At 47.6% G+C, this 18,292-nt stretch carries 15 protein-coding genes; 1 reads left to right on the plus strand and 14 read right to left on the minus strand.

What is annotated here, in order from left to right:
• Positions 1-24: 24 nt before the first annotated feature.
• The 14 genes from ACO53F_RS02590 to rapZ form a co-directional block, all read right to left on the minus strand.
• Complete coding sequence (locus ACO53F_RS02590) at positions 25-2,334, minus strand: G5 domain-containing protein (protein ID WP_485137178.1); 2,310 nt, start codon at positions 2,332-2,334, stop codon at positions 25-27.
• A gap of 1,036 nt (positions 2,335-3,370) precedes the next feature.
• On the minus strand, positions 3,371-4,645 hold the full coding sequence (locus ACO53F_RS02595) for an ABC transporter substrate-binding protein (protein WP_485137179.1): 1,275 nt from the start codon (positions 4,643-4,645) through the stop codon (positions 3,371-3,373).
• A 42-nt stretch (positions 4,646-4,687) separates the two neighbouring features.
• Entirely contained in the window at positions 4,688-5,518 is an 831-nt protein-coding gene (locus tag ACO53F_RS02600) for a carbohydrate ABC transporter permease (protein WP_314050495.1), read from the minus strand.
• Positions 5,519-5,521: 3 nt separating this feature from the next.
• Positions 5,522-6,427, minus strand: a complete 906-nt coding sequence (locus tag ACO53F_RS02605) for a carbohydrate ABC transporter permease (protein ID WP_485137180.1) — start codon at positions 6,425-6,427, stop codon at positions 5,522-5,524.
• Positions 6,428-7,468 carry an ABC transporter ATP-binding protein gene (locus ACO53F_RS02610; protein WP_485137181.1) on the minus strand — a complete coding sequence of 347 codons (1,041 nt, stop codon included), beginning with the start codon at positions 7,466-7,468 and terminating at the stop codon, positions 6,428-6,430.
• A gap of 132 nt (positions 7,469-7,600) precedes the next feature.
• A complete protein-coding gene (locus ACO53F_RS02615; protein WP_485137182.1) occupies positions 7,601-8,974 on the minus strand; it encodes an MBL fold metallo-hydrolase in 1,374 nt (457 codons plus the stop codon).
• Positions 8,975-9,170: 196 nt separating this feature from the next.
• Entirely contained in the window at positions 9,171-9,344 is a 174-nt protein-coding gene (locus ACO53F_RS02620) for a hypothetical protein (RefSeq protein ID WP_485137183.1), read from the minus strand.
• 6 nt (positions 9,345-9,350) lie between these two features.
• The gene (locus ACO53F_RS02625; protein WP_485137184.1) at positions 9,351-10,046 is read right to left on the minus strand and encodes an NAD(P)H-dependent oxidoreductase; all 696 of its coding nucleotides are present in this window, start codon (positions 10,044-10,046) and stop codon (positions 9,351-9,353) included.
• Positions 10,047-10,070: 24 nt separating this feature from the next.
• Entirely contained in the window at positions 10,071-11,603 is a 1,533-nt protein-coding gene (locus tag ACO53F_RS02630; protein WP_485137185.1) for an ATP-binding protein, read from the minus strand.
• Complete coding sequence (locus tag ACO53F_RS02635; protein WP_485137186.1) at positions 11,603-12,319, minus strand: response regulator transcription factor; 717 nt, start codon at positions 12,317-12,319, stop codon at positions 11,603-11,605. Before ACO53F_RS02635 ends, ACO53F_RS02630 begins: the two co-directional genes overlap by 1 nt.
• Positions 12,320-12,434: 115 nt before the next feature.
• Entirely contained in the window at positions 12,435-12,887 is a 453-nt protein-coding gene (locus tag ACO53F_RS02640; RefSeq protein WP_291432161.1) for a single-stranded DNA-binding protein, read from the minus strand.
• A gap of 230 nt (positions 12,888-13,117) precedes the next feature.
• On the minus strand, positions 13,118-14,044 hold the full coding sequence (whiA, locus tag ACO53F_RS02645) for a DNA-binding protein WhiA (protein WP_268442500.1): 927 nt from the start codon (positions 14,042-14,044) through the stop codon (positions 13,118-13,120).
• Between the two features lie 41 nt (positions 14,045-14,085).
• A complete protein-coding gene (locus ACO53F_RS02650) occupies positions 14,086-15,111 on the minus strand; it encodes a gluconeogenesis factor YvcK family protein (RefSeq protein ID WP_315600755.1) in 1,026 nt (341 codons plus the stop codon).
• On the minus strand, positions 15,108-15,995 hold the full coding sequence (gene rapZ / locus ACO53F_RS02655; RefSeq protein WP_291428855.1) for an RNase adapter RapZ: 888 nt from the start codon (positions 15,993-15,995) through the stop codon (positions 15,108-15,110). Before rapZ ends, ACO53F_RS02650 begins: the two co-directional genes overlap by 4 nt.
• 317 nt (positions 15,996-16,312) lie before the next feature.
• Between rapZ and ACO53F_RS02660 the strand changes: the two genes are divergently transcribed.
• Entirely contained in the window at positions 16,313-18,034 is a 1,722-nt protein-coding gene (locus tag ACO53F_RS02660) for a phospho-sugar mutase (RefSeq protein WP_485137187.1), read from the plus strand.
• Positions 18,035-18,292: the final 258 nt, after the last annotated feature.

Genomic DNA, 18,292 nt, shown 5'->3' on the forward strand with positions numbered 1-18,292 from the left:
CTACGTCGTTCTAATGAAGCTACATTAATTTTGTTTGCGGCGGAATAAAGCTACCACTGCGGAGGCAAACATCATCATGATTCCCATGAGGAATGTAACGTTTTGAGATTCACCTGTCTTAGGTAATTTCTTACCTTGGTCTTTCTTACCAGGTTTCTTACCATTTTGACCTGGATCATTGCTTGATGTGCTTGATGAAGATTCAGAGCTTGTTGTATTTGATGCTGCTGAACTTGATGATGAAGATTCAGAACTTGATTGGCTTGATGCCGCTGAACTTGATGATGAAGACTCAGAGCTTGACTCGCTTGAAGCCACTGAGCTAGATGATGAAGACTCAGAGCTTGATGCGCTTGAAGCCATTGAGCTAGATGATGAAGACTCAGAGCTTGATGCGCTTGAAGCCATTGAGCTAGATGATGAAGACTCAGAGCTTGACTCGCTTGAAGCCATTGAGCTAGATGATGAAGACTCAGAGCTTGACTCGCTTGAAGCCATTGAGCTAGATGATGAAGACTCAGAGCTTGATGCGCTTGATGCTGCTGAACTTGATGATGATGACTCAGAACTTGATGCGCTTGATGCTGCTGAACTTGATGATGATGACTCAGAGCTTGATGAGCTTGACGCTTCGGAGCTTGATGATGAAGATTCTGAGCTTGATGAGCTTGACGCTTCTTCTTTAGTCCCAACTAAGATTACTTCATCTACTGGTTGAACTGTGGTTTCGCGTTTCACTTCTTTTTCAGAACCAGCTACCATGCCATCCTTACCTTCTAGGTATTCATAGGTGATGGTTTCTTGACCTTTGACACCTTGAGTTTCAGTCTTAGTTTCGCCCTTAGCTAGAGTTGGGTCTTCTTTTCTAACGGTCTTGAAGTCCACTTCCTTAGTTTCAGTTCGCGTACGTTTTACTGGTTTTACCCCATGTAGAACAACACGTGCCACAGGTTGAGTGGTAACAGCATCACCAATCACTTTGCGTGTACCCGGGATTTCAACGCCGTCTTTGTCTGCATACCATTCTTCAGTGATAGTACGAACCCCTGGTGTCCCTTCAGTCTCGATTTGAGTTTGACCTAGGTCTAATTGGTCGCTATCTTTGTTAACGATATCGAAGGCCACTGTTTCAGTGCGGACATTCTCACGGCGAGTACGTTCTGGTACTACAGGTTCTTCCTTAGTCCCTACTTCGATGATTTCATCAACTGCTGCCTTAAGGATTTCCGTGTTCTTCACTTCTTTGTTGGTTTGAACGCCGTCAGTGAGGGTGATGGTATAGGTTACTTTCTTCTTACCTTTGACCCCTGGACGAACGGTGTTTTTAACACCTTTAGCTAAGTTGGCATTTTGTTGAGTTTGAGTGCCGTATGGAATCTCGGACTCTTCTGAGATTTCTTGAGTCGTTACAACTGGGCGAGTCCCAACTAAGGTAACTTCTGCCACAGGCTCAACCGTTACTTCGGAGCTTACTAATTCTCTAGTCGCTTCTTCACGCTTGCCATTAATTACTTTGTAACGATATGTTTTAGTAAGAACACCCTTCTTACCTTCGGTTTTGAGTTGTGTCTTACCCTTATCGAGTTGATCCGTTTCTTCGGTTTTCTTCTCGAATGGAATATCTTCGACTTCCTTGACATTCTCTGTCGTCACAACGTCTCGGGTCCCCACGCGTTCAACTTGGTTAGTAGGTTCAACGGTACGTTGACGACTCTTCTCTTTTCGTGTGTTAGCCTGGCGAACACCATCGCGGTATTCCACGGTGTAAGTGATGGTTAGGGTACCTTTCTTACCTGGCGTTACAACCTCTTTTTGGCCTTTGTCTAAGTTTGCATCTTGGACAACTTCATAGCCAAAGTCGATATCCATGGTCTCAGTTTCTTCTCTCATTTCAACCTTAGGACCTTGTTGTGGGAATGGCTCAGGCAATGGCGTCTCCCCTAAGAGCTTGGCAACTTCTTTGTTATATAATTCAGTAAGACGTTGGAGCTCTTTCTTGTTCTTGATAGTTTTGTTGATGATTGGGTTGAGTTTCTTTTGCCCTTCATCTTTGGCGAACTGAGCTGCGTCCTTAGCACCAGCTTCATCTTCACCATCGTTAAGTGCCGCTTGATATGCATCCTTGATGTCTTTGATGACTTTTTCCGCTTCTTTGATTGCTGCGAGGTCTACTGCATCTGGCAATTCTTCGTCATCTGGCGCAGATTGATCTTCTTGCGCATAAACTGCTGGAGTTGCTTGGTGCTGAAGAACTTCGCTAACTGGGAATGATGCCGTGACTAAGCCCGATAAGGCTACGACATTCAATAACTTTTTCTTCAAATCTTGGGTCATTGTGTATCTCTCCTGACTTGTAAAATTGTATTTCCTTCTATTGAATAGAGAACTTTGACAAGTATCTCCCGGCTATAGTGCCTGGCGACGCTTGCCGCCCATTTGAACCGCGAACGCCGTATCACGTTTCAAACGGTCTTGATCATAATAAACAGATTGCTTAGCTTGCGCTAACCTAAACGATAACTCGCCCCCCTATTATTGTTTCAGTGCTCGCCATGCTCAGCATGGTCTACTTATTATTACGCAGCTTAGGTCCCCCTATACGGCTTTGCCGTTACGCTACTGCCAATGAATCCCTATCCAATGCTCAAATGCTTGTGCCGGATTTGGCCGGAGCAAGATCCGTAATTTCAAAAAAATAATTTTTTGAGCTCTTTTAAGCATAGATTTGCATTATTAGCTATCCCCTATTTTACCACACAGGGCAAGGATTGTATACATTCTAAGTTGCTTAAATCACAGCTTTTTTACGATTTTCTTACGTTTTTCATCACTTTGATCCCGTTACCATAAAAAATCTCTAAATTCAGCCGCCCTCGTCTTCTTGTTTTTTGTTTATATTTATAATGATTATTCTTTGCATCCTTTCATAAAAATTCGCTTTTGCCACACTTGTGTTACAATATTGAAATATATAATCGAAAAATCCTACCTTATTCATCTTTTTTTCAAGACATCTCCACATTTTAGCCTTTACGTTCATGCTTTTTAGCTTAAGAATCGTTCGTATCTTTTATCCACCTGTCACTTAGCTGTTACAGTCTGTTTGTCTGCTCTAAGTCATACTTATTATATAATGCACTAAATTTCTAAACAATGCGGGACTCTTGTCGTCTAACTTATGACTAGACAATTTATACTTTATTGCTTCCAACCCTATGGGGCCTTGTGTTTTATTACATATAATAAGTCTCTGAACCATCCTAAATAACTTGGCTCCCTTAATGGCTGGGCTTATATAGCCAAAAAAGAGACCAGGAGCAAGTCCCAGTCTCTCATTTGACTTATTTACTTATTGCATTGATCAGGCTGATTATAGGTGTAAGTAGCCCTTGATTAGATCTTCTAACTTCTTCATTTCAGTCTTGATGTCCGCATCGTTAACGACGATGTTTTCCAAGGCTAATTCTGAATCAGAGAAGACTTTAGCAGAACCTTCATAGATTGGAGCCGTAAAGCCGTACTCTAATTCGTCAGTTGCTGCCTTAACAAGTGGGTTTTCTTTGACATAGTTAGTCCAGATTTCTGAGCTAGTCCCAGACTTAGTGATAGGTAGGTAACCAGTCTTAGATGCCCAAGTTGCAGTGTTCTCCGCCTTGAGGAGGAAGGACATGAAGGCTACAGCCCCTGCTTTTTCTTCATCAGAAGCATCTTCGAAGACCCCTAAGTCGTTCCCTGCTAAGAGGGTCATTTGCTTGCCTTGACCGAAAGTTGGAACTGGCGCAGTGGTAATGTTGATACCTGATTCTTGCACACCCTTGACTACATAAGGTAAGCCCGCAGATGAGCCAATGTAGATTGCAGAACCGCCAGCGGCGAATGGACCTGACATGTACTTGTCTTCACCGGCCAAACGTGCTGAACCGTCTTTGACCATGTCTTTGATAAATTGGATAGGTTCGATGGCTTTGTCAGAAGTGAGGTCAACTGTCTTCAAGTCGTCAGAAACCCAAGTTGCGCCGTTTTGGCGCGCCATAGTTTCCACTTCGATAGATAGACCATTTTCCAAACCTAAGGCTGGCTTATCAATGCCTTTTTCTTTGAGGGCAGCTGCTAATTCTTTGACTTCAGCCCAAGTCTTAGGTACTTCTTTACCTGCTTGTTTAAGCATGTCTTGGTTAACGAACATGAGACGCACAGATTTAGCGAATGGAATCGCATAAACTTTGTCTTCAACGGTTACGCCCTTCAAGAAACCTGGGTAGATGTCCTTCTTAAGTTCTTCAGTGAAGCCATTGTCAGCAGTTAAGAACTCATCTAATGGAGCTAAGAGGCCTTCTGACTTGAAGCCAGAGAAGCTAGAGGCAGTTAATTGGGTCATGGTTGGTAGGTCGCCAGAAGCAGCCGCTGCCATTACCCCTTGTTGTAGGGCTTTGTAGTTCCCTTGGCTAGTTTCTTCAACTTCATACTTGTCTTGAGATTCGTTGAAGGCCTTAACGAGTCGGGTTAATTCCTCAGCGTGAGGACCGTTCATTGCATGCCAGAAAGTTACTTTAACCTTGTCAGCAGCGTGAGCAGATGGTGCGTAAGCACTGAATGCTAAGACTACTGAGAGTAATAATGCGAAAAGCACTTTGATTTTTTTCACTAGATGTTACCTCCAAATAGTTAATAGGAAAGCATTGAGGGGCTAGCCCTTCAAGCCAGAACGTGAAATACCTTGAATAATGTATTTCTGCAACAATAAGTAAATAATCACCATTGGCAAGATTACCAGGGTCGACGCCGCCATCAAGAGTTCGAATTGGGTGCCGGCTTCAGTGGTAAAGGCTTGAAGTCCAACAGGTAAAGTCCGTAAGTCAGGTGCCGAGTTGGTGACGATCATTGGCCAGAGGAAGGAGTTCCACGAACCGATGACCTTGAGAATCATCACGGCGATAATGGACGATTTAGACAGCGGCACAACCATTTCCCAGAGGAATTGCCAGTCGCTGGCACCATCCGTCTTGGCAGCATAGTAGAGCTCGTCTGGAATCGTCTGAATGTTTTGCTTCAAGGTGAAGACCGAGAAGACAGAGGCGAACCAAGGAATAATCAAGGCCCAGTAGGTGTTGACTAATTTCCAACTTGACAAGGTTACGAAGTTTGGAATGGTCATCAATTCCCCTGGCACCATCATGGTTGCCAATAAGAGTAGGAAGAGGATGTCTTTACCCCAGAATTTGAGCTTAGCGAAGGCATAAGCTGCCAGGATTGAGGTGAAGAGTTCCCCGGCGGTCGTCACAGTTGTAACAAAGACCGAGTTAAGGAAGTAGCGGCCGAATGGGGCTTTCTCCAGGGCTTGGCCATAGTTAGAGAAGAGCCAGTTCCGTGGTAGCCAAGTTGGCGGTACGGAGATTGCTTCGGGCCCTGACTTCAAACTGGTCGCCACCATCCAGTAGAATGGCAGAATCATGACCAGCGCGCCCAAGGTCAAGATGACATAGAGCAGAATGGTTTGAATACGTTTTGTGCGTGCCATGTCTTAACCTCCCCGCTTCTCGAAGTATTTGTTGCCCATGTTCTGGAAGACGGTAATAATAAGGACAATGGCGAAGAGGATAATCCCGGTCGCAGCTGCCATCCCGTAGTTATATTGAACATAGAACTGATCGAAGAGATAGTAGACAACCGTCATGGCTGAGCCACCTGGTCCAGGGCGTCCATTGAAGAGGGCGAAGACTTCATCGAAGACCTTGAAACCATTGATAATGCCGACAGTTGACAAGAGGAAGAGGGTTGGCCGCAAGAGCGGTAGCGTAATGTTGGTGAATCTCTTCCAAGCATTGGCCCCATCAACTTGAGCTGCCTTGTAGTAGGTCTCGTTGATGTTACCCAAGCCGACCAGGGTCAGCAGGATATTGAAGCCCAGGCTCTTCCAGATGGCCATGATAATGACGGCCGTCATGGCTGTCTTAGGATCATTGAGCCAGTTGATACGGTCAATCCCTACTAAACCTAAGAGGTAGTTGAGTAGCCCGTACTCTGAGTGATAGAGCCAAGACCAAACCACAGAGATAGCCACCGTTGAGGTAACGAATGGCAAGAAGTAGGCGGTTCGGAAGAGGCCTTTGAGGACTGGAATCTGATTGAGTAAGACCGCAACCGTTACGGAAATTGTGATGGAACAGAGTACCACCCAGAAAACGTAGGTTGCCGTATTTTGTAGCGCTAGGTAGAACTTTTGGTCCGCCAGAATCTTCTGGAAGTTATCCAGAGACCAGACCACTGGCTTGTTCTTAGTAATATTCCGCAACTTGTAGTTCTCATAGAAACTCATCATGAAGGAGCGGATAATCGGAATAATGGTGAAGGTTGTCATGAACACCAAGGCCGGCGCTAAATAGAGTAGGGCCTGGAGGCTACTCTTGAGAGTAGGTTTGCGGTTCATCTAGCCCTCACGCTCGCTTTCTGACAGAATGCGACGTTGGTCTTCTTGGAAGAAGAGTAGGCGTTCAGCTGGTACTTGCAAGTAGATTTCTTGGTCTACTTCTAAGTCACCTTCTAAGTTGGAAACCACGAAGCGGTCGCCTTCCCATTCCAAGTGAACGGTAATATCCTTACCTACTGCTTCCACACGGACTACTTTCCCGCGGACTAGGTAGTTATCGGCTGTCCCAGGACGGAAGTGCTCGGAACGAACCCCGATGGTCGCCCAGTTCAATTCTGAGAAGGCATTGTTAGGGTTAAGGGCTGCAGAGCCCTTAGCAAAGGTGTTGATGATTGGTGACCCGATGAAGCGAGCCACGAAGAGGTTGCTAGGTGTTTGGTAGAGGCTGACTGGGTCCGCTACTTGTTGAATCTCGCCTTTTTCCAAGACCATGACGCTGTCCGCGATAGACAAAGCTTCTTCTTGGTCGTGGGTAACGAAGACGGTGGTAACCCCTGTCTCTTGTTGGATTCGGCGAATTTCTTCACGCATCTCAATCCGCAGGCGAGCGTCTAAGTTAGATAAAGGCTCGTCCATAAGTAGGATGGAAGGTGATTTAGCCATAGCCCGGCTGATGGCCACCCGTTGCTGTTGTCCCCCTGACAACTGGCGTGGGTACTTATCTAACTGGTCTTGAATTTGCGTTAATTTTGCCATTTCGATGGCACGTTCGCGGCGCTCAGCTTTTGGCATTTTTTCCATTTTGAGCGGGAACATGATGTTTTCCAAGACCGTCAAGTGTGGATAGAGGGCATAGGATTGGAAGACTAAGCCTACCCGACGCTTAACTGGGTCTAATTTAGTTACATCTTTATCGTCGAAGAAAATCTTACCTGATGTTGCGTTCAGTAACCCTGAAATTAAGTATAATGTTGTAGATTTACCACAGCCAGAAGGTCCTAAGAAGGAAATAAGTTGCTGGCTAGGCAATGTAAAATTAATCCGGTCCAAAACAGTCTTCTGTTCGAACTGCATGGTCACGTCTTCAAATCTAACTTGCACGTTGATTCTCCTCATTTTTATCAGTCTTAATAAGTGCTAGGGAGCTTACAGCTCTAGCGTAAATTATAGCATAAATCGCATCATATTTCCCTCAATTTCTGCGTTTTTCATGCTATTCTAATAAAAGCTTTTTTAGTCAGCTAGGCTCTTAATCTGTTCAGCAGAGTAAGTCGTCTCTAGACTTGGTAACCATGGGGTCAGCCCTAAATCGACTAAGGCTTCCGCATAACGTTCTGGCTTAAAGCTGTGCCATGGCACAACCAGCTTAGCGCCTACCACATAGTTAACCAAGCAGAGGTCTTGGGTAGAGGCGTGGCCAGATACATGGCCATGATAGAATTGCCAGCCTGCTTTGACGATGCCTTCCAACCAAGGTTGATAACGCACATCATAAGCTCCTAACGGCACCCCGTTGGAGTGAATGTAGATACCTTCCGATAGGCTGAAGATATAATCATGGTGTTGTTCATAGTCGACTTGGACAGCGTATTGAGCAGGTGCTGCCTGCACTTGGTCCCAGGTCAAGACATCTTGAACTGGCAGCTTGCTGTCGCCGTCCCAGTTGATGGTTGCCAAGGCTGCCTCTGGTGCCATGTAAGGCCGCAAGAGACGGTAGTAGTTAGGCTCTAAGACCAGAGTCCGTCCTGCACGATTGAGCGCTTGCGCCATATAGACTAGACGTTCAATATTTTGTGGATAGACGTTAAGCGCCACTAACTGATTGCCAGCTTGCTCAACTACTTGGGTAAAGTCCTTGAGGAACTTGGCTTCGTTGCCTGCTGAAATTGAAGCTACGCGAGCAGCCAAGTCCTCTGGCAGTTGCATCCGATCATCGCGTGACCCTGGGTCAAAGCTGAAGGTCGTCCCTTCAACTAGGAAGAGGTCAGGCTGGAAGTCCCGGGCTTTTTGCGCCCAGTGTAAGACGCGTTCTGGATGGAAACCAGTTAAACGGAAGTCACCAGAGTTAACCACCTTAAGATCTGGCCCAGTGATGAAGATGCTAGCTGCCCCAATGGTATCATGGTCGCTGGCCACAAACTCAATGGTGAAAGGCCCAAATTGGAAAGGCGCCTCTGATTGAACGGCTTGCCAATTAACCTTGAAGTCAGGCAACAAGCCGTCGCTTGCTAGACGTTGGTAGAAGGAAACACTGTCTTCTAGGGCATAGATGGGTAAGTCCTCAGGTAACTGACCGAAACCCCCAATATGGTCTAGATGGAGGTGCGATAGGCAGACGATGGTCTTAATATCAGTCTCCTCATAGCTTGCTAGGTCACTTGCGCCTAGTTGTTGGCGGGTGTAGAGGCCGTCAATGGCCGGCAGGTGCCCCTTTTCTAGCAGGCTTGGGGTCAAGTCGACTTGCTTCAATTCATCCAAGCTTGCTCCGAATAAGGCGCCAAAATCTGTCAGAATACGGTAGTTACCCGCTTCTAGACTGACAATATTACCACCTATGGTATCAAGTCCTCCCCAAAATCTTACCTGGGTCGTGATTTGCTGTGTCATGTTGTCTGTCTCCTTCATTGCATTTTGTGCCACAGTCCATCATACCACCAAAAGCCCCCCTGTCGCAAGTCTTGGGGAAAGGTTCTCAGGTCAGAAGCGACAACTTGTGATCAGGTCAGCACTCGGTCGCCTGACGCTTAGGAGAATAGCAAAAGCCCCGCCTCCTTTTCGTCAGGGGGCGGGGCTGGATCTTAACTTAATTTTGCCAGTCCTTAGGACTCCACATGCTGCCGTCTAACTGGCCTTCTAGCTGGCGCAGACGGTCTTCTTGTCGCTGGTAGAGGTCGCTAGCGACTTGCAGCAAGGCTTGACTGGGATAGTCAGGAGCCTGTGCCTGCCAGTCCTGGATATAGTCTTGATAGGGATTCATAAGAAGCTAACCCTCCTTATTCAGGGCCTGCAGCTCCTGGATTTCATCTCGATTTTGACTCAAGTCCTCACGGAACTGGTCATAGACAGCCTGGCTTTCAAGCGACAGGGACAAGTCCAAGTCGGCTAGTCGATTCAAGACAAAGGTCTGCAAGGCATCGAAGTCATCCACCTTGCCCGTCTCAAGATAGCAGGCGTAGTGAACTAGCAGCTGCTTCTTCTGTGGCTCGGTCAGGTAGTAGAACTGATGAACCGGAAAATAAGCCAAGGGCGCTAAACCAAAATGCTTGGCCCAGGCATAATAAGGCGACAAGAGCGAAGACAGGCTAAAGCCTTCCCGGCCCCCGACTTGATAGCGGCTAGCCTTAACACCTGCGATGACCACCAAGCCCATCTCCATCTGAGCGAGACGGGGCATGGCAGCCTGCATGGCCTTGGACATATCGAAGACGCTATCCAGCCAGATTTTGAGGATGGCTGGCGCCTGGTACCAGTAGAGTTGGAACTGGAAAATCACCCGGTCATAGCGAGTCAGACGTGCCAATTCCACACTGGCATCGAAGTGCTGGCCATTGGCCTCATATTCTGCCTGCAAATCGACATAGCTGACCTCCGTCAAGGCCAAACCTGATTGTTGTAAAAATTGTTGGCTGCTAGAGCCGGCCACATCAGGGTGGGCCAAATAGACGATAGTCTTAGTCACGACAGGCTTCCTTTCTGTGGGGACTTATTTGTCTTCTGACTTGGCCTTCTTGTTGCCAATTAGGAAAGTCCCCAGATTCTTTTTGCTTTTGTTTGGTGTGGCCTCTTGGGCCTGGTCCTGGTCTCCAGATTCCGCTGCTTCTAGCGGTAGGCGAATAATGAAGGTCGAACCCTGACCTAGCTCACTTTCGACCCGAATGGTGCCGCCGTGGGCTTCGACTAGGGACTTAACGACTGCTAAACCAATCCCGGATTCACCGAACTTGGTATTCTTACGGGAAATGTCCACCTTATAGAATCGCTCCCAGATGTCTTCAATTTGCTTGGCATCAATCCCAATCCCCTGGTCCATAATACGGATCTCGGTAAAGTTGCCATCTTGGCGACCCCAGAGGGTGATGTCACTATTCTCTGAGAACTGGATGGCATTGGTCACCAGGTTAATGATAATCTGAACCAAGCGGTCTCGGTCCCCGTAAATCAGAAGATCCTCAGGCGCATCCAGTACTATGCGGTCGCCCTTTTCTTGGGCCTTAGCGGTTAGCTGGGTCCGAATCTGACAGAGCAAATCATAGGCCTTGAGCGTCTGCTTGTTAAGGCTAATCTGGTTGGTCCGAATTTTCTCGTAGTCCAGGTTCTCGTTAACCAGACGAATGAGACGTTGAGTCTCGGTGGCTAGCATTTCTAAACTACGTTTGCGTTGGGGCTCAGGGAAAATATCGTACTGGAGCCCTTCGATTACCCCACTCATAGTGGTCAGTGGCGTCCGCATCTCATGAGCCGCATCCATCATGAATTGGCGTCTTAAGGTTTCTTGGCGCTTAATCTCTTCGCGAGATTTTGCCAAGGAATCCGTCATGACTTGGAAATCATGGGCCAAGTCACCAAACTCGTCCCGGCTCTTATTACTAATATCAAGCTGGACATCATAGTTACCCGCTGTAATCTGACGAGTGGCTTGTTGCAAGCGCCGAATCTTACGAGTCTGGAAGAGGGCATAGGCCACACTGATTCCCAAACCAATGGCGGTTGCAATCCCGAAGGAGAAGATAATATTGTTGTAGACTTCTTGCTGACGAGTCTCCAGGTTCTCGATTGGCTCACTCAGGCTGATAAAGCCGGCCGGAAATTGGGCACTGTCGCTAGCCTGGCGGTTGAGCGGCAGATAGACGGTGGCTAGACGCGTGATTTTCCCTTGGTCTGGGCGATAGGTCACACGCAAAGGCAGGTTCTGCCCTTGGCGAATGGCCCGCAACTCGCTATCTGTCAGATTAGCCCGGTACTCCTGGCGGTAGGTTGGGTAGATAATGCTCCCATTGGCCAGGTAGACCTGAATGGAGATATTGTCCGAAGCCAGCAGTTGGTCTACTTTCTTAATATCCTCACGGGAAAAGTTATTGCTGACAATGTTGCTACCATAATTCAGTAGGCGCGTCTCGACTTCACTGTGGATTTGCTGATTCATATAGTTGCTAATCCGTGAGGCCGATAGGGCCAAGGTCACTAGCATGACCAGCAGAAATCCGGCAATTAATTGCCAGAGAAATCTAAATCGCATTAATGATCACCTGGATCTTCGTACTTGTAGCCGACGCCCCAGACAGTCTGAATAATTTGCGGACCGACCACTTCAATCTTCTGCCGTAATTTCTTAATGTGGGCATCGACTGTCCGCTCGTCGCCATAGAATGGGTCTTCCCAGAGTTGCTTGAGCAACTGCTCGCGGTTGAAGACCCGCTTAGGCGAGCGCACAAAGGTCAGCAACAAATCAAACTCCTTAGGCGTCAAGTTCTCAATCAACTGGTTATTATAGTAGGCTTCCCGCGTTACGGTATTGATTTTGACGCTCTTGGTCACTACATCGAAGCCTTCTTCTTCCTGAGTTTGACTGTGGTCAGTACCAGGAATTTGACTACGACGGTAGAGGGCCTTCATGCGAGCCATCAAGGTCAAGGGGCTAAAAGGCTTGGTGACGTAATCGTCAGCCCCCATTTCCAAGCCAATGACTTGGTCACTCTCTGAATCTTGAGCAGTCAGCATAATAATCGGTGTTTCCTTAGAAATTTTGCGGATATTCCGGCAAATGGTGATGCCATCCATAGACGGCAAGTTAATGTCTAGCAAGACAATGTCCCACTTACTTGGAGACTCCGCATAGGCGTTGTACCCTTCTAAGCCATCATGGTAGAAGTGGCCTTGGAATTGCTCCTTCTCGAAAAACATGGACATCATTTCGCAGACAGATTCGTTATCTTCAATCATTAATACGTTCATTCGACGACCTCCTAACTCTTGGTTTCACTCCTATTATATACCAAAAGTTAGCAAATGTAATGGTAGAGCTTACCTAGTCGCAAAATTGTCATAAAGATTGGCTTGGTCTGAGGTCTTAAGCTTTAAAACCCGCTAGCTGGCGCATATCCAATTGTTCTTGGCTAGGCACTTCATACTGGCGCCGGATGGTATCGTAGTCTTCCTGGCCCTTAGGGGTGCTATGATTCTGGCCACTAGCCTTGCCGGCACTGCCATTCTTACTCTCAAGCAGGGTAATATCTTGGACATGACATTCCAGGATGTAGACTTTTTGGTCTTGATTATTGGTGTAGTGACGGGATTCCATCCGCCCTACCACCCCAATTCGGTGGCCTTTTTGGGCGTATTTGACTAAGAGGTCAGCTAGATAGTCCCAGGCCACAATGGGAATAAAGTCGGTCTGCAAGTCGCCATTGCGGTCACGATGGCGGCGGGAGACGGCTAGGCAATTATTGACCACCCGATGGTCGCCTACCTGGCGGTCTTCAACAGGACGAGTCAAACGTCCAACAAGCAACAATTGATTCATAGGTATTCCTCCAGAAAATAATTTGCCTTTCATAGATATATAGGCTTTGGGACCAGGTTTTTTACTGGTTTCGGAGATAAAAGGTTGAAATTTTATGCTGCTTACAAACTAGCGTAGATTTAGCGGACTTGCCTTGCAAAGGGCATATATAGGATTTTATATATAAAAATAGACTAGCCTCAGCTAGGCCGCAAAAGAAAAGCCCCTATCGCTAGGATAGGGGTAGATTTCTATAGAGCATGACTTTCCGCTAGTTCCACTAACTTGCGGAGCCGGTGGTTGACACCCGACTTGGAAATGGGACCACCAGGAATTAATTGGCCTAACTCACCCAAACTGAGGTCGGGATGATCCAGACGGAACTCCGCCATAATTCGCAACTTATCAGGTAAGCTATCTAGTCCCCGCGTGTCGGCTAGGTAACGAATAGCTTCTATCTGCCGTTGTGAGGCATCGATTTGCTTGTTGAGGTTGGCCGTCTCACAGTTGACCAGTCGGTTAACGGAGTTACGCATGTCACGGACAATCCGAATGTCTTCGAAGCGCAACATAGCCCGGTTGGCACCGATAATAGCCAGGAACTCAGCGATTTTTTCTGCTTCCTTAAGGTAGGTGATATAGCCATTGCGACGGACGATGGTCCGAGCGTTGAGGTGGAAATGATTCATCATCTTGCAGATGTCTTCATTGTGCTCCTCGTAGTTGGAATAAATTTCCAAGTGATAGCGACTATTTTCCGGATTGTTGACGGAACCAGCTGCTAGGAAGGCACCCCGCAGATAGGACCGCTCCTTCTGCTCATTATTCATAATGTCAGGCGCGATATGATGGTTAATCATGAGTCCGTCGAAGATGCCTAAATCCTCCAAGATATCCCGCACATTCTGGCGGCAACGGACGATATAGACATTATTCTTCTTAAGCTTCATCTTACGTCTAACCATGAGCTCACTCTCAGTGTGATAGAACTGCTTGAGTAGGCTGTAGAGGCGGCGGGCAATGGCCGCATTTTCGCTCTGAACATTGAGGATAAACTTCTGTTGGTAGAGGCTGACTGCTCCATTCATCCGAATCAGGGCCGCAAGCTCCGCCTTAGCGTGTTCCTTGTGGACCTCTAAGAGGGTACATTCCTTCTTAACTTCTGATGCGAAGGTCATGAGAACCCTCCTTTCTGCTTGGACTTAAAGTGTGCGAGCCCTTAGACTTGTGTCGCCTGATGTTTGAGGCGACGGTTAAGTTTAATTGTTTCCATGAGATGGCGGAGTTCTTCCACCACTAATTCGGTGTCATGGTAAGCACCGCCATTTTTCATGCTGAGGAAGCTATTGGAAATGACGCGGCAACCCAATTTTCGCATGCCTTCAAAGTCATGGCGGACTTGAAGTAGGTACTCTTCATTAGGTTGATTGTCAATGTAATCCTGAGGCACCTCGGCAATGTTCACGAGGACCGTATCGATAAAGGCCTGGCCCAAATGTTCATGCAAGACCCGGACATGGTCAGCATCCGAGAACTGCTCGGTCTCCCCTAACTGGGTCATGATGTTACAAATATAGACGACTTCCGCCTGGGTCCGTTTGATGGCCTGACCGATTTCTTCAATCATAAGATTAGGCAGGATGCTGGAATAGAGGCTACCTGGCCCCAGAACAATCAAATCTGCCTGTTCAATAGCTTCCACGACATGGGGTGTCGCGTGAATGGCTGGCTCCCCTTGCATGGTGGTCACTAAGACTTGTTGAATCTTCTTACGATGACGGGCAATCTTAGACTCGCCGACCGCAATGGTCCCGTCCTCGAAGAGGGCGTGCAAGACTAGGGGCTCGGTCGCTGCCGGCAGAATCTGGCCCTGAACCTTCATATAGTTGGACAGAATGTCTAAGGACTCGGTCAAGGAACCTCGCATTTCTTTCAAAGCGGCAATCAGTAAGTTGCCGATGGCGTGACCGGCCAAGAAGTCATCATCCGTATTAAAACGATATTGGAAGACGTCCAGTAGTAGCTCGTCGGCATCGGATAAGGCCACCATACAGTTACGAATATCGCCCGGAGGGACGACATCAATATAGTCGCGAATGGCGCCTGAGCTACCACCATCATCCGCCACGGTTACAACGGCTGTAATGTCGGCGTCAATTCGTTTGAGCCCCCGCAAGATAACAGGCAATCCGGTCCCACCACCGATGACTGCTACCTTATAGCGGTGCGATTTGGTCTCGCTCATGACCGGTTCACGGTCTCTTTCTTCTTCATATAATCACGGTGGGAAATATTAACCGCATAATTATCTGTCTTAAGGTGGTTGGCAATCCGCTCAGCAATTGCCACGGACCGGTGCTTACCGCCGGTACAACCAATGGCGATGGTCACACTGGATTTGCCTTCCTTCTTGTAACCTGGCAGGCAGAACTCAATGACATCAATGAGCTTGCTGTAGAAGGCCTGGGTTTCGGGTTGCTTCATGACATAGTCATAAACCGGCGCATCCATCCCAGTCTGCGGGCGCAATTCCGGAATATAGTGCGGGTTAGGTAGGAAGCGCACATCCCAGATAATATCGGCATCAATCGGCACCCCGTACTTGAAGCCAAAGGACATGACTTCCACATGGAAGGTCTGATAATCCTTAGTGGCGAAGTCCTTAATCAGGCGCTCACGCAACTGACGTGGAGAAATATCGGAAGTATCAATGATAATTTGGGCGCGGGTGCGCAAGTCCATGAGCAACTCACGTTCCTTGGCAATCCCTTCTGATACCCGGCCATCTGGGGCCAGTGGGTGATTCCGGCGGGTCTCCTTATAGCGAGATACTAAGACCGAATCGCTAGAATCTAAGAAAATAATACGGGTTGTCACTAACTGAGTATTATCTAAAGTTGCAATCAGGCTGTCGACTTCCTTAAAGAAGTCCCGGCTCCGCAAGTCGATGACAAGCGCAATCCGGCTGATTTTGCCCGATTCCTTGACCAGTTCCCAGAAGGTTGGAAGCAGGGTTGGGGGCATATTATCAATACAGAAATAGCCTAAATCTTCAAAACTTTGGACCGCAACCGTCTTACCGGCGCCGCTCATCCCTGTAATAATGACTAGTTCGAGTGTGTCTGCCATATCATCGCCTCTTTCTTTGTGGAATCATCGCTATATTCCATCTTAGTATACCACGCTTAGGCGGGAAAAGCGACCTAGGAGCCAGGCGCTCCATTCTGCCAGTCTTGGGGCCTTTAGGAAGATTTACAAAACTTTCTGGGCGCTAACATCCTGCTAGACCCGGACATTTACCTTAGTGCTATCGCTATATTTTCGTTTCAAATTTCTACCCCTACTAGTAACCGTCTACATTTCATGGTAGAATATTAGCATAAAGTGAGGAGCCTCTCACTGGGTTTCATTTCTCTTATGACGCAATACTGAAAGGTGGTAATGCTATGACATGGCAAGAAACATTAAACCTCTGGAAAAATTACGACGCCCTTGATCCAGTTCTCAAGGAAGAGTTAGCCAACAATCAAGACGAGGAAGCCTTAAAGGATGCCTTTGGCGCTAATCTCAGCTTCGGGACGGCAGGTATGCGTGGTGTCTTAGGGGCAGGTCCTAACCGCATGAACGTCTACACCGTTCGCCAAGCAACGGAAGGCTTAGCCCAATTAATTGAAGAAGCCGGCCAAGCGGCTAAAGACCGCGGGGTTGCGATTTCCTATGACTCACGGCATTATTCACCTGAATTCGCCATGGAAGCTGCCTTGGTCTTGGGCCGTCACGGCATCAAGAGCTATGTCTTTGAGAGCCTACGGCCAACACCTGAATTATCCTTTGCCGTGCGTTACCTCAATACCTACGCTGGGATTATGATTACTGCCAGCCACAACCCAGCAGCCTACAACGGCTACAAGGTATACGGCGAGGATGGTGGGCAAATGCCACCAGAAGATGCAGATAAATTAACAGAATTTGTTCGCGCAGTGGAAAACCCACTAACGGTTGAAGTAGGCGACAAGACCGAATTATTAGGTAGCGGCCTTGTAGAAATCATCGGTGACCGTGTGGACCAAGCCTACCTAGAAGAAATGAAGGCTGTCACTATCAACCCAGAACTGGTTAAGGAAATGGCGGAGCAAGTTAGTATCGTCTTTACGCCACTTCACGGGACTGGTATGTACCTAGGTCTCAAAGCCCTCAACCAAGCAGGCTTCAACACCATTCACGTGGTAGAAGAACAAGCTAAAGCAGACGGCGACTTCCCAACGGTTAAGTCTCCTAACCCTGAATCTGCCGCTGCATTTGACCTAGCAGAGCAATTAGCTAAGAAGGTAGAAGCGGATATTCTCTTAGGGACTGACCCAGACGCTGACCGTCTCGGGGCTAAGGTTCGCACTAGCAAGGGTGACTACCAACTCTTAACCGGGAACCAAATCGCTTCTCTCATGTTGGACTACATCTTGAACGCTAAGTTAGAACTCAACCAACTGCCTAAGAATGGGGTAGCGGTTAAGTCCATCGTATCGACTAATTTTGCTGACGCCATCTTATCTCACTATGGCTTAGAAGCGGTTGAAGTACTGACTGGCTTCAAGTTTATCGCTGAGAAGATTCAAGAATATGAAGAAACAGGCTCCAAGACCTTCCTCATGGGCTTTGAAGAATCTTACGGTTATCTCATCAAGCCATTTGTTCGCGACAAGGATGCCATCCAAGCCTTGGTAGTCTTGGCTGAATTGACCGCCTATCACAAGAAAGCGGGCCGTACCTTGGCGGATGTCTTAGAAAGCATGTACGAAAAATACGGCTACTTCTATGAAAAGACCATCGCAGTGGACTTCCCAGGTCTCTCTGGGCAAGCTAAGATGGCAGCCATCATGCAGCAAATCCGGACCGAAGGGATCAAGGAAATGGGTGGCCTCAAAGTGGTGAGCGCAGCCGACTACTTAGCTGGCACACGCACTCTGGCTGACGGCACGGTTGAAACCTTGACCTTCCCACCATCTGATGCCCTCAAGTATGTCTTGGAAGACGGTAGCTGGGTGGCTTTCCGTCCAAGTGGTACCGAGCCAAAAATCAAGCTCTATCTAGGCACCCAAGGCGCTTCGCATGAAGAAGTAGAAGCTAAGGCTGCTAAGATTGAAGCAGACATCGCTAAACTAACTGCCTAAGACTAAGGCAAAAGGACTGGGATTGACGCCCAGTCCTTTTTGTGTGGTTTGGTTAATGGAGAGCTAGCGGCTCTAGTTCTAGGTTTTTGGTTGAGCCATCTCGGGATATCATGAAATCTGCACTAAGCCCTATCTTTTGACCGAGCCAGTGGTCCACTTGACGGAGTGGACCACCAGCTCGAACAAAAGCCCTGCACTGATAGTGTACTGACCCCAAAAAGTTAGACAATAAATAAAAGAACGACTAACCAAAGGATT

The sequence above is a fragment of the Abiotrophia sp. genome (genome assembly GCF_057275535.1).

What these genes read in the sequence shown, in the direction of transcription:
- ACO53F_RS02650 (WP_315600755.1), bottom strand. Translation starts at nt 15,111, where the DNA reads ATGAGCGAGACCAAATCGCACCGCTATAAGGTAGCAGTCATCGGTGGT.
- ACO53F_RS02660 (WP_485137187.1), top strand. Translation starts at nt 16,313, where the DNA reads ATGACATGGCAAGAAACATTAAACCTCTGGAAAAATTACGACGCCCTT.
- ACO53F_RS02635 (WP_485137186.1), bottom strand. Translation starts at nt 12,319, where the DNA reads ATGAACGTATTAATGATTGAAGATAACGAATCTGTCTGCGAAATGATG.
- ACO53F_RS02620 (WP_485137183.1), bottom strand. Translation starts at nt 9,344, where the DNA reads ATGAATCCCTATCAAGACTATATCCAGGACTGGCAGGCACAGGCTCCT.
- ACO53F_RS02615 (WP_485137182.1), bottom strand. Translation starts at nt 8,974, where the DNA reads ATGACACAGCAAATCACGACCCAGGTAAGATTTTGGGGAGGACTTGAT.
- ACO53F_RS02640 (WP_291432161.1), bottom strand. Translation starts at nt 12,887, where the DNA reads ATGAATCAATTGTTGCTTGTTGGACGTTTGACTCGTCCTGTTGAAGAC.
- ACO53F_RS02600 (WP_314050495.1), bottom strand. Translation starts at nt 5,518, where the DNA reads ATGGCACGCACAAAACGTATTCAAACCATTCTGCTCTATGTCATCTTG.
- whiA (WP_268442500.1), bottom strand. Translation starts at nt 14,044, where the DNA reads ATGACCTTCGCATCAGAAGTTAAGAAGGAATGTACCCTCTTAGAGGTC.
- ACO53F_RS02590 (WP_485137178.1), bottom strand. Translation starts at nt 2,334, where the DNA reads ATGACCCAAGATTTGAAGAAAAAGTTATTGAATGTCGTAGCCTTATCG.
- ACO53F_RS02605 (WP_485137180.1), bottom strand. Translation starts at nt 6,427, where the DNA reads ATGAACCGCAAACCTACTCTCAAGAGTAGCCTCCAGGCCCTACTCTAT.
- ACO53F_RS02630 (WP_485137185.1), bottom strand. Translation starts at nt 11,603, where the DNA reads ATGCGATTTAGATTTCTCTGGCAATTAATTGCCGGATTTCTGCTGGTC.
- rapZ (WP_291428855.1), bottom strand. Translation starts at nt 15,995, where the DNA reads ATGGCAGACACACTCGAACTAGTCATTATTACAGGGATGAGCGGCGCC.